9 protein-coding genes are annotated in these 12126 nt (G+C 45.1%); 4 read left to right on the forward strand and 5 right to left on the reverse strand.

Translation table 11 applies throughout. The features are described 5' to 3' along the window. Positions 1-480 precede the first annotated feature (480 nt). The 4 genes from JUB15_RS05130 to cydB all read left to right on the forward strand — a co-directional run bounded on the left by JUB15_RS05130 (position 481) and on the right by cydB (position 5988). The gene (locus JUB15_RS05130; protein ID WP_207511258.1) at positions 481-2616 is read left to right on the forward strand and encodes a peptidylprolyl isomerase; all 2136 of its coding nucleotides are present in this window, start codon (positions 481-483) and stop codon (positions 2614-2616) included. A gap of 184 nt (positions 2617-2800) precedes the next feature. Next, positions 2801-3307 (forward strand): DUF2480 family protein, encoded by a 507-nt coding sequence (locus JUB15_RS05135; RefSeq protein ID WP_207511259.1) that lies wholly within the window; start codon positions 2801-2803, stop codon positions 3305-3307. A gap of 156 nt (positions 3308-3463) precedes the next feature. Beyond that, positions 3464-4849 carry a cytochrome ubiquinol oxidase subunit I gene (locus tag JUB15_RS05140; protein WP_207511260.1) on the forward strand — a complete coding sequence of 462 codons (1386 nt, stop codon included), beginning with the start codon at positions 3464-3466 and terminating at the stop codon, positions 4847-4849. A 104-nt stretch (positions 4850-4953) separates the two neighbouring features. Continuing rightward, positions 4954-5988, forward strand: coding sequence for a cytochrome d ubiquinol oxidase subunit II (cydB, locus tag JUB15_RS05145; RefSeq protein WP_207511261.1), 1035 nt, complete (start codon positions 4954-4956; stop codon positions 5986-5988). Positions 5989-6121: 133 nt separating this feature from the next. On the opposite strand, the gene JUB15_RS05150 is transcribed toward cydB, so the two are convergent. The 5 genes from JUB15_RS05150 to JUB15_RS05170 form a co-directional block, all read right to left on the reverse strand. Then, complete coding sequence (locus tag JUB15_RS05150; protein ID WP_207511262.1) at positions 6122-7087, reverse strand: sugar phosphate isomerase/epimerase family protein; 966 nt, start codon at positions 7085-7087, stop codon at positions 6122-6124. A 47-nt stretch (positions 7088-7134) separates the two neighbouring features. Continuing rightward, positions 7135-8232: a magnesium/cobalt transporter CorA gene (gene corA, locus JUB15_RS05155; protein ID WP_207511263.1), complete on the reverse strand. Its 1098-nt coding sequence runs from the start codon at positions 8230-8232 to the stop codon at positions 7135-7137. Positions 8233-8330: 98 nt separating this feature from the next. Further along, on the reverse strand, positions 8331-8900 hold the full coding sequence (locus JUB15_RS05160; RefSeq protein ID WP_207511264.1) for a hypothetical protein: 570 nt from the start codon (positions 8898-8900) through the stop codon (positions 8331-8333). A gap of 336 nt (positions 8901-9236) precedes the next feature. Further along, the gene (locus JUB15_RS05165; protein ID WP_207511265.1) at positions 9237-10331 is read right to left on the reverse strand and encodes an iron-containing alcohol dehydrogenase family protein; all 1095 of its coding nucleotides are present in this window, start codon (positions 10329-10331) and stop codon (positions 9237-9239) included. Between the two features lie 213 nt (positions 10332-10544). Further along, entirely contained in the window at positions 10545-12062 is a 1518-nt protein-coding gene (locus JUB15_RS05170; RefSeq protein WP_207511266.1) for a glycoside hydrolase family 32 protein, read from the reverse strand. Between the last annotated feature and the right edge of the window lie 64 nt (positions 12063-12126).

Raw genomic sequence — 12126 nt, forward strand, 5'->3', positions numbered from 1 at the left:
AAAGTTACAACAACCTGGTTATCCACGTTTTTCCACTTTCTATCAACATTAAACAATTGTTACCTGGCAAGGGTTTTAGCCAGTTTTCCACTTCCGTGGAATAAAAATCGCCGGGAAAAATACAACGGCCTGTGAACATACAAAGTGTGTTAATGGAGGTCGAATAACTAAGGGTTTTTATACACCGCACCGTTGGGGAAACTATTCATCAAAACTTATTGGCGAACTATCCACTAAAACCGATGTGCAAAAACCGGGGTTACCCACATATTTTCAGCGTTATACCCTTTTGATGTTAGCATTGTTTTCACGACGCTGTTCCACGACAGGTACGTATATTAAAAAGATAGTGGTTGTGCACATGGCTGTGAACAGGCAAAACCTTTACTTGATGCTGGTTTTGAGTGGTTTTCCACAGTTTGTTCATAAACTTTTTTCGCCTATTTTTGCCATCCTTATAAAAAGAGGTATACCTATAATATGTCAGTAATTCAAACCATCCGCGACAAAGCAGCGTGGATCATCATTGGTGCGATTGCATTAGCCCTTATCGCCTTTATTGTACAGGATGCCCTGCAAGGGGGAGGCGGAGGTTTGTTCCGTGGTAACAATACGACCCTTGGAAAAGTTAATGGTACCAGTATCGACGTGCGCGATTTTGAGCAGCGCTACAAAATGGCCGAAGAAAACTACCGTGCGCAGAACTACCCCGTAAATGACCAGCTGCGCAACCAGATCCGTGAAAGCCTTTGGAACGAGTTTGTTGAAGACGCGTTAATGGCTGACGAATACGCAAAACTGGGCATCGCCATCTCTGATAAAGAAGTGGGCGATATATTATATGGTGCTAACCCACCCCAAATGTTAAGACAACAGTTCACCGATTCAACCGGTGTATACAATGCACAAATGGCTTACCAGGCCATTCGTTCACTGAAAAAAAACACGCCTCAATACAACAGCTTTTGGGGTGAATTTGTTCCGGCCTTGGAAAAAAGCCGTCAGCGTGAAAAATTCACTTCCCTCCTGGGAAAAAGCATGTACGTTCCAAAATGGCTGCTCGAAAAGACCAATGCTGAAAACAGCCAGCGTTCTTCTATATCGTATGTAAATGTTCCCTATTCTTCCATCCCCGATTCTTCCATCAAAGTAACTGACGAGGATGTGAAAGAATATGTTGAAAAATACAAAGAACTTTACAAACAGGAAAATGAGCGCAGCCTGGTGTATGTAACTTTTGATGCTGCCCCCAGCGCTGCCGACAGCCAGGCTGTATATAATACTGTAGCCGCTCAAAAAGATGCACTGGCTGCAGCCAACACGCCTGCCGAGGTTCAAAATGTACTGGCTACCAACTCCAGCGAAACACCATTCTTCGATGGTTATGTATTGAGCAGCCGCATGCAAATGTCAAATGCCGATACGCTTCGCCAACTGGCCGACGGCCAGATGATGGGTCCCTACCTGGATGGTCCAAATTATACACTGGCAAAAATGATCGGCCGCCGCTCAATGCCCGACAGTGTTAAATGCCGTCACATCCTGGTCAAGATCGCCGATCAGCAGGGTCAAACGAGAACCGACAGTGCTGCAAAGAAACTGATCGACAGCATTGTAACTGCTATCAAAGGCGGCGCCAGCTTCGACAGCATGGTAGTTAAATTCAGCGACGACGCTGGTAGTAAGGATAAAGGAGGTGAATACGAATTCACTTCCATGCAGTTCTCGAACCTGAGCAAGGAATTTGCTGAAGTGATCTTCTATGGCAACGTTGGTGATAAAAAAGTAGTGAAAGTTGAAAACGCTTCTTACAGCGGATATCATTATATAGAAGTACTGAATCAAAAGAAATTCGAGACTGCCTATAAAATTGCTTACCTCAGCCGGCCGGTTGTTCCCAGCGATGAAACCGTAAATGGCGCCAGCGGTATGGCAGCCCAGTTTGCAGCCGAAAGCCGTTCACTGAAAGCATTTGACGATAATGCCAATAAAAAGAAACTTAATAAATTCCCCGCAGAGGTTAAAGAAAGTGATTTCATGATCATGGGACTGGGGGAATCACGCGAAATTATCCGCTGGGCATTTAACGATGCTAAAAAAGGCAGTGTGGCCGAACATCCCTACCTGGTAGGTGATAAATATGTGGTGCCTGCCGTTACCGCTGTTTCTGAAAAAGGAACAATGTCGGTTGAAAAAGCCCGTCCGTTGGTTGAATACAAGATCCGTAACAATAAAAAAGCGGAGAACATTATTAAAAAGATCGGCAATGCCGCTACGCTCGAAGCTGTAGCACAGGCCACCGGCCAACAGGTATTGAAAGCCGACAGCGTTGTTTTCAACAGCAACTTTATACCCAATGTTGGTAACGAGTTGAAAGTGTTGGGCGCTTCATTCAATAAAGAATACCAGGCCAAAGTTTCTCCTCCCATCAAAGGTGAAATTGGCGTATTTGTGATCAAGGTAGACAACATTTCTGCTGTTCCGAATCCGAACTTCGATGCAAAAGCGCAACAGGCTGCTATGCAGCAACAAATGGGTACTATGATCGGCTACAGAGCGATCGAGATCATGAAGAAGTCGGCTGACATTAAGGATAACAGGATCAAATTCTTCTAGTTGGCCTTTAAGTTGAAAAGTTAATAAGTTGATAATATTGATAGGGTTGACAAGCCAAGCTTGTCAACCCTTTTCTTTTAAAGAATGCGTCCAAAATGAGCGGTCTTTGCTTGTCAACCGGTTAACCTGTCAACTTTTCAACTTTCCGTAGTAACTTTGTAACCGTTTAGTGAAAAGGAGTATTATGAGTGAAGAAATTGTAAATAAGGTCGCGCAAAGTCAACTGGTCACAGTTGACCTGGAAACCTATTATCCCGCTGAAGAGATCGCGGTCTTCGACCTGAAACCGCATTTGTTCATGGAGCTGATCCTGAAGGAAAAAGAATTCCGGACAGCCTTACAGAATTTGGATTGGAGTATTTACCAGAATAAGATCGTAGCAGTTACCTGTACCGCAGATGCCATTATTCCCATGTGGGCATATATGCTGGTTGGTTCTTATCTGCAACCGGTTGCCAGGGAAATTATTTTCGGCGATGAAAACACAGCCCGGCAACAGGTTTTTTTACAACGTATTGAAGCCATCGATCCGGAACCTTTTGTTGATAAGAGAATAGTCGTTAAAGGTTGTGGCGATATTCCCATACGTGAATTTGCCTACCTGGCCATCACCAAAAAATTGATGCCGGTAGCCAAGAGCATCATGTATGGCGAACCTTGCAGTACTGTTCCTATCTTTAAAAGAAAATAATAAACGAAGCCGATGCCGACGCGTCGGCTTTTTTTTGATCTGACTGTTGCCTGCCTTTTCGCTTAACCTGACCAGGTGAGATATCTTGCCATAGTAATGCCATCCGCGAAGTGTGGCACACATTATACTATTCTACTGAAACTAAAACCGCTCAACATGGACGTTGAAATATTAGCGCGTTTACAATTTGCCTTTACGATCGCCTTTCACTACATCTATCCGCCTTTAAGTATTGGTCTAGGTTTATTGCTCGTGGTATTCGAAGGGTTATACCTGAAAACGGGTAAAAAGATATACGAACAGGCCACCCGATTCTGGATCAAGATCTTTGCCCTGATCTTTGGTATTGGTGTAGCCACCGGTATTATAATGGAATTCGAGTTTGGTACCAATTGGGCTACCTATTCAAAATATGTGGGTGATATCTTTGGCAGCGCCCTCGCGGCGGAAGGCATCTTTGCTTTTGCGCTGGAATCCGGCTTTTTGGGAATACTCATTTTTGGCTGGAACCGGGTAAGCTCCCGGGTGCACTTCTTTTCTACCCTCATGGTGTTCCTCGGTTCAATGTTCTCTGCCATCTGGATCGTAGTAGCCAACTCGTGGCAGCAAACCCCTGCAGGTTATCATATTGTTGGCAAAGACATGGAAGCACGTGCCGAGATCACCGATTTCTGGGCCATGGTCTTTAATCCTTCCAGTGTTGACAGGCTGTTACATGTGTGGATAGGCGCTTTTCTCGCCGGGATCTTTCTCGTGCTGAGTGTAAATGCCTGGTATATCTTAAAAAAGAAACACCTCGAGATCGCTAAACCTACTTTCAAAATAGCACTGGTAGCCGCAACTGTATTTTCATTGCTGCAGCTGTTTGCAGGCCACCGCAGCGCCGATGTTGTATATAAATACCAGCCGGCCAAACTCGCTGCCCTTGAAGGCCATTACGATTCGATGGCCGTGGCCGATATGTTTTTACTGGGTTATGTGAATAATAAAACACAGGAAGTAACCGGCATAAAAGTTCCCGGCGGCCTGTCGTTTTTGACGCAGGGCGATTTCAATAAACCGGTGAAAGGATTGAATGCATTCAAACCGGAGGAAAGGCCGACCCAGGTAAATGCTATTTTCCAGTTCTATCACATCATGGTGGCCATCGGCATGTTCCTGATCGCCTTAACGGTGTATGCATCCTGGCTGAGCTATAAAAATAAACTGTTCGAAAAGCGTTGGCTGATGTGGGTTTTCGTATGGGCGGTGCTTGCACCACAAATTGCCAACCAGGCCGGATGGTTTGCCGCCGAAATGGGCCGCCAGCCCTGGGTGGTGTATGGTTTGCTGAGAACTTCTGATGCGCTTTCAAAAACGGTAACGGCGAACCAGATCATATTTTCCCTGGTATTGTTCATGATGGTATATGCATTGTTGTTTGTGCTGTTCCTTTACCTGCTGAATAAGAAAATTGTGCATGGACCGGTAGATCATGGAACAAAAGAAGATATAGAGGAAGGCAGTAAAAGAGATAACCCGATCATGGACCACCATCAATAGATTTCTGATTTTTCGATTGCGCGACTTCGAGACTTAAACACAATCTCAACATCTCAAAACCCAACATCCTAAAATCAATTGTACACGCTGCATAAACTATAACAATGGAAACATTCTTAGGTATCGATTATAACGTTTGGTGGTATCTGGTATTTGGCGCTGTTATAAGTGGCTATGCCATCCTGGATGGGTTCGATCTGGGCGCTGGCGCTTTACATTTGTTATTGAATAAAGAACTCAGCCGGCGTATTGCCTTGAATGCTATTGGTCCGGTATGGGATGGAAATGAAGTGTGGCTGGTGATTGGCGGCGGTGCTTTGTTTGCCGGTTTCCCGGTAGCGTATGCCGCTATTTTCTCCGCTTTTTATGTTCCGTTCATGATCTTCCTGGTTGGCCTCATCTTCCGCGGCGTGGCCATAGAATTCAGAAGTAAAGAACCTGGCAAATTATGGCGCAAGACCTGGGATGTGGTGTATTGTGTGGCTTCTATAATTATTTCGTTATCGCTTGGACTGATGCTGGGGAATGTAGCGCTGGGCATTTCTTTGAATGAACAGAAAGAATTCGATGGTGACTGGTTATCGTTCTTCAATTTCTTTTCTATCATGGTGGCCATTACAACGCTTGCCCTGTTTATGATGCATGGCGCCATTTATCTTGTAATGAAAACGGAGAACAGGTTGTACACTAAATTGTATATCCTGGCCCGCCAGTTCATCATCTTCTTTGTATTGAGTTTTGTGATCACCACTTTGTATACCTTATTATATGTGCCGCATCTGGGTGATTTTTTCAGAGCGCATCCTTCTTCCTTTGTCATTCCGGTTTTGATGGTACTGGCCATTGCCAATATTCCTCGTCAGCTCAAAATTGGTAAATACCGTTTTGCTTTTATCAGCTCTTCGGTTACTATTGCGCTGCTGCTGATAATGGTGGCCCTGGAAGTATTTCCTTATTTGTTGTATTCGAAAGACAATCCGGCTAACAGCATTACGGTGCACAATGCGGCCGCATCGCAAAAGACCATGAAGATATTATTGATCATTGCGTTGATTGGCACACCGCTCGTAGCTACCTATACGTCCTTTGTATTCTGGACATTTAAAGGGAAGGTAAAATTGGATGAAACAAGCTATTGATGATTTCTGATTTCTGATTTTGGGATTTCGAGATTTTAAATCTCGAAATCTCAAAATCGAAAATTCAATATAAATCTCAAAATCAGAAATCTCAAAATCGAAAATTCAATATAAATCTCAAAATCAGAAATCCTTAAATCGCTTTTCCTACACGTTCGAGTAAAGCCTTGGTTTTTTTAATGCCTTCTTCCTCACTTAATTTTTCGCCTTCATATTCGATACCCATATAACCTTTGAATCCGGCATCTTTTACTACTTTCAGCATTTTCACATAATCCGTTTCAATACAATTGCCATTTTCATCAAAGTCGTGCGTTTTGGCGCTTACACCCTTGGCGAAAGGCATCATTTCGGCAACACCTTTATAACGGTCGTACTCTTCTATACATTTGGCGCCCCATAACGCACCGCCTTCCCGTTTGATACAGAAATTACCGAAATCCGGCAACGTACCTACATTTTTACGGTTAACGCCTTTCATTACATTGGCCAGCCATTCTCCATTGGAAGTATAACCGCCATGGTTTTCCACAATGACATTAATGCCGGTTTTGGCGGCATATTCGCCGAGCGTGCTCAGGCCTTCTATGGCTGCTTTTTGTACTTCTTCGGCACTGCCCTGTCCGAAGGCGTTTACGCGGATGGTGGTACAACCCAGGAATTTAGCGGCATCCACCCATTTGTAATGGTTTTCCACCGCCTCCATTCTTTTGGCAGCGTCGAGGTGGCCCAGGTCACCCTCGCCATCGCACATGATCAGGTGATTTTTAACCCCATTGTCCTTACAGCGTTTCAGCAGTTCGGCCAGGTATTTTTCATCTTTTGCCTTGTCTTTGAAGAACTGGTTCACATATTCCACTACGCTGATGCCAAAGGTATTTTTGGCAACCGAGGGGAAATCGAGATTATCCATTTCTTTTGCCCAAAGTTTTTTATGCAATGACCATTGGGCCAGGGAAATAGTAAAAAATAATGGTTTTGTGGCTGGTTCAATATCTTTTTGATCGGGAGAAATAAAAGATAAGCCGGTGGAAGCAACGCCATAACCGGCTGCGAGTCCACCCAGTTGTTTTAAAAAATGTCGACGATTGGAGGGCATGATGTAATTGGTTTGATGGTTTATTGTTAACGAAATGTTCCCTGCGGTTAGAACCAGCCTCTTCTTCTGAAAACATACAACATCCAAAGCGGGATCAGCAGCATTAGACCCACCGCAATAAAAAATCCCCAACGGTTATGAATGTAGGGGATAAGATCGAAGTTCATTCCAAAGATCCCGCCAATAACGGTTGCAGGCGCCAGCAGGCAGGTCACGATGGCCATTACCTTCATTACTTCGTTCATGCGCAGGTTCACATTATTTATATACAGGTCCTGCATGCTCATAATGATATCGCGATAGTTTTCGCTCAGATCATAGGCCTGTACAATATGATCATACACATCTTTATAATATTTGGTGTGGCGGTCTTCGAGTAATTCGCTTTCACTGCGGATAATACCATTCAGCAGATCACGTACCGGGGCGAAATTCCTTTTTAATACAATAAGTTCCTTACGCAGTTGGTTAATGCGGGCGAGTGAGCGGGTATTGCTGCTGCGGATCACCTCTTCTTCTACAATTTCAATTTGCTCACCCACTTTTTCCATGACGATAAAGTAATTATCCACGATCATATCCAGCAGGGAATAACACAGGTAGTCGGCGCCACGTTGCCTTATTTTGGCATTGTTGATCTTAAGCCTTGTCCTGATCGGCGGGAACACATCGCGGTGAGCATCTTCCTGGAAAGAGAGCACAAAATTTTTACCGAGGATAATACTGATCTGTTCGGTTTCAACCGATTTTTTCTGCTCGTTGAAATATAACATGTTCAGGAGGCAGAAAAGGATATTATCAACTTCGTCCATCTTCGGACGCTGGTTAATACTCAATATATCCTCGATCACCAGCGGGTGAATACCGTAATTGTTGCAAATGATTTCAACATCATTTTTCCGGAGGCCATCAATATTGATCCAGCTCACGAAACCATCATCATGGCGAAGCAAACATTCGGAAGCACTTTCCACCCCGTATTCCTGGATGGAAGTGGCATTGTATTCATGTACGAATATTTTTACATCTTTCGCTTCTTCGCGCTGCGGAATAATGGTAGGATTTACCTGCAGGATTTCCTTGGTTCTGGCGGTGCCGAACAAAGATGGCAGCATCAAATACCGCAGGTATTTTTGTGGACTCATATAACAAAAATGGCTAAAAAAACTGAAAAACAATGGTGGCAGCCAGGCAACTGGCTGAAAAACCTGTTGTTTAGTAGTCAATAATCCTGCCGGATCAATTATTCCACGGAGCTAATGGCGAGGTCGGCGCCAAGGGTATTTCCTTCTATTTTTAACAATACCGGTGATGCTGCATTATTGAGGATCCAGAGTTTGGTAGAACCATTGGCGTTTTCGAGATAATAAGCATCTACCAGCTTGCCATCGAGTTTTAACTGTTGCTGTTCACCCGGCTTCTTAACTGTAAATGTTTGCTGATCGAAAGTTATTTGATTTTCCTTCTGAAGCGTTTGCCACTGCGCTTTAGAAAACAGGATCACCGTTTGATCATCTGCCAGATCTTCGGTTGCGCCCAGGTTTGGCTGGCTCCAAAAGCCGCGGGTGCCGCTTTCGAGCGATTTGTTTCTCATTACCCAGGTGCCATTGCCGTAACCATCAACATTCCAGCCAATTTTTACATAGTCTGCCGACAAAGAATCAATGGAAAAAGACACGGCAAAGGTTTGACCATTAACAGCTGCAGAATAACCGAGTTTGGTACCCTGTTTAATTACCGGCGCATATTTTTCCTGTGCCCGCGAAGTTATTACAGCTACCAGCAGGCTTAGTCCCAATACGATTTTTTTCATATAAAAAGGTTTTAAGTGAATTTACGGAAAAACGCTTTATGCCCAATGCTCAACCCTTACCACCCAACGCAAAACCCGCAACTCCGCGGCAGTCCTCGTTCCGCTGACATTGAAAATGTGACCAGGCAGCAAATGTTTAAGCTGAAAGTATAACGTGCATCAATAACAGCTTTCATTATTTATCTCCCCGTTTAGGAAGCTGTGGGATAAAAAAAACGGAGTTGCAAGATGCAGCTCCGTTTGCATGCTACCATTGGCAGCCCGGTTATATTATTATTATTATTAAAAGGTGTGGCACAACTTGTTTTGCAAGGGTAAGTGTGCCACACCTAATAATTACAGTTTCTCGTACAGTGCGCGCAGTTTTTCGCGTGTCATGATCTTTTCCCAATCTTTGCCAAGGGCATTTTCCCACAGCGGTTTCATGCCCAGCGACACATTGATCATGGTATCGAACTGCTCATCGGTTAAGCCTTTGCAGATACCAACGGGAATATCGATGTTATTCTTTTCTACCATTCTTTTGAATTCAGCCACGCCTTCCGGATAGTAAGGTTCCAGGTGATTCATCACAATGCAATTACCAACGCCATGTTTGGTGCCCAGCAAATAGCTTAATCCATAACTTACCGCATGGGCAACACCCACCTGTGAATAAGCGATGCTCATACCACCGGCATAGGAAGCCATCATTAATTTATCATCGCATTCTTCGTCCCACTTGTCCTTGTCCAGAAATATATACTGACAAAGGTTCAAAGCTTTTTCACCATACGATTTGCTGAACTCATTGAGGTAAGTACCCTGCAAACTTTCAATGCAATGGATATAGCAGTCCATACCTGTATAAAAGCGTTGGTTCACCGGTGCATTGGCTATTAATTCAGGATCGAGCACGATCTGGTCGAAAGGCGTGAAGTCGGAGTTCATGCCCAGCTTGCGGGTTGGACCGGTCAATACGGTTGTCCGCGAAACTTCGGCGCCGGTTCCACTGAGGGTAGGAATGCCCGCTTTGTATACGCCGGGGAATTTAACCAGGTCCCAGCCCTGGTAATCGGCTGAAGAACCCGGGTTGTTCATCATCAGGGATACGGCCTTTGCCAGGTCGAGGGTTGAACCGCCGCCAATTCCGATGATCCCGCTCACCGTGCCGAACTCATCTTTCAGCTGTTTGGCCAGTTTATCTACCTGGGTGGTTTTTGGTTCGTAGGTAACATCGGCAAAGATTATTTTGTCTTTACCACGCAGGGGAATGCGGTTGATAAGCGGCTTGCCGTCGCCGGTAGCGGCGCCATGTTCAAAAAAATGATCTACCAAGAAGATCATCGGCGCATCGCCTTTTCTATGTGGAGCTAAAATTTCATCGAGCTGGTTAAAACTGCCTCGGCCATAAATAACAAAGCTGACCATTTTAAAGTTTCTGAACTTCATATGCTTACGCTAAACGATTTTTAACAGATACTGTGATTTAGCCGTGCGAAGGTCGGAATCAATAGGCAATTTGCAATAGACAATTGACAAATTGTACCGGCCAGGGAACGGCTGGTGGCTGGTAGCAAGCAGCGGTAGAGCCTAATTATTGAACGCCCGGTATAGCAGAATATTGCCGGTGATAGTTAGCCAGTTAATAGGAGCGGGCTCTTGTTATTTCCAGGTAGAACGCATTGGCCACACTTTGGCCGTGGTGATCCTGGTGCCGCCTTTTTGGCTGAAAAATTCAATGCCGTCGGCGCCAGACGGGGGAAACAGCTGCACCGTTAACACCGTAGTGCCGTCATTGACAAACACTTCTACAATACTTTTATCGAGAAAGAGGTGTAACCGCAATTTGCCGTCCTCCAGGGGAACCCGGGCTGCCGAATGGAGCAGGGCCGCAAACTCGTTATTGAAGTAGGTATTGCTGCTTTTTGACCGGTCAATGTACAATTGCTCTTTCGCAGCATCGTAGCCGATGATCAGACCTTGTGAACCTTTCACCGCCAGCCGCACACCACAAATGTCATCTTTGGCTGGTATAAGCTCCGCATCCAGTTCAATCACCTGGCCTTTGGCCGGAAATGTAAGATCACCGGAAATGAGCTGGTTTTTCCATTCCACTACCCCGCCTCGTAACCCCTGCAAAGCTTTCACCGGTTCTTGCAGCAGCGTCCAGATATTGCCCGTTTTTTTCAGCCGTAAAGTACGAGGCAGCGATTGGGCGCTTCGCCACGGCGAGGTAGGGATCGATGCGCCATATTTCCAGTTGTTTACCCAACCCAGCAAAACGGGGTCCTGATCCACGGGCAGGTTGTTATAAGTAATAGCAGCATAAAAATCCGGTCCATAATCGGGGCGAAGGATCGTATCGGCTGGTGTTTCATTTTGAAAGTGGATGCCATTGAACTCACCGACGAAATACTGCATGGTATATTGTTGCGAATTGATGAGCACCCATTTGCGTTTGCCCGCTTGCCCGGTGAGGGGTACCTGCAACAGATCGGGGCATTCCCAGATGGCGCTGGTATCGCCGGCCGGACCGAAATCGCTCAAATGCGCCCATGATCTCAGGTTTGAAGAACTGTAAAACTGAACGATATGTTCATGGGGCAACACAATGGCCATGATCCATTTTTTGGTGGGTTCGTGCCAGAACACTTTTGGGTCGCGGAAATCTTTTTTATTCAGGTCAAGCACCGGGTTGCCTTCATATTTTGTCCAGGTACGGCCATCGTCGAGGCTGTAAGCGATATGCTGATGCTGCAGGTAGTCGTCGGGTTTTGATTTATCGGGAATGATATGGGCCGTATAAATAGCAATCAGCGGAGTTTGTCCCGGTTTTTGTCTAAAGCCGCTGGTGTTATTTTTATCAACTACACAACTGCCGGAAAAGATCATATTTTTATCGTCTTCAGGAATGGCGAGCGGCAGGTGTTGCCAGTGCACCAGGTCGGAACTAACCGCATGTCCCCAGCTCATATGTCCCCAGGTATTGCCCACCGGATTGTATTGATAAAAAAGATGATATTCACCTTTGTGGTACACCAAACCGTTCGGGTCGTTCATCCAGTTGTGGTGCGGGGTGAAATGAAATTGCGGCCGGAAGGGCTCTTTATAGGCTGGCTTATTTTGCGCCGGCAAACAAACAGGCAGCATGCCGATCAACAATACGAACAGGGATTTCATCAACAATCGTGTTTTGGTATTATGGCTTAAGGTCCTTTAAATCTATCATTTTTTTTGATATCAG

It is taken from the genome of Longitalea luteola, from assembly GCF_017356035.1.
Taxonomy (GTDB): Bacteria; Bacteroidota; Bacteroidia; order Chitinophagales; family Chitinophagaceae; genus Niastella; species Niastella luteola.

What these genes read in the sequence shown, in the direction of transcription:
- corA (WP_207511263.1), bottom strand. Translation starts at nt 8,232, where the DNA reads ATGAGTCCACAAAAATACCTGCGGTATTTGATGCTGCCATCTTTGTTC.
- JUB15_RS05135 (WP_207511259.1), top strand. Translation starts at nt 2,801, where the DNA reads ATGAGTGAAGAAATTGTAAATAAGGTCGCGCAAAGTCAACTGGTCACA.
- JUB15_RS05160 (WP_207511264.1), bottom strand. Translation starts at nt 8,900, where the DNA reads ATGAAAAAAATCGTATTGGGACTAAGCCTGCTGGTAGCTGTAATAACT.
- cydB (WP_207511261.1), top strand. Translation starts at nt 4,954, where the DNA reads ATGGAAACATTCTTAGGTATCGATTATAACGTTTGGTGGTATCTGGTA.
- JUB15_RS05150 (WP_207511262.1), bottom strand. Translation starts at nt 7,087, where the DNA reads ATGCCCTCCAATCGTCGACATTTTTTAAAACAACTGGGTGGACTCGCA.
- JUB15_RS05170 (WP_207511266.1), bottom strand. Translation starts at nt 12,062, where the DNA reads ATGAAATCCCTGTTCGTATTGTTGATCGGCATGCTGCCTGTTTGTTTG.
- JUB15_RS05130 (WP_207511258.1), top strand. Translation starts at nt 481, where the DNA reads ATGTCAGTAATTCAAACCATCCGCGACAAAGCAGCGTGGATCATCATT.
- JUB15_RS05140 (WP_207511260.1), top strand. Translation starts at nt 3,464, where the DNA reads ATGGACGTTGAAATATTAGCGCGTTTACAATTTGCCTTTACGATCGCC.
- JUB15_RS05165 (WP_207511265.1), bottom strand. Translation starts at nt 10,331, where the DNA reads ATGAAGTTCAGAAACTTTAAAATGGTCAGCTTTGTTATTTATGGCCGA.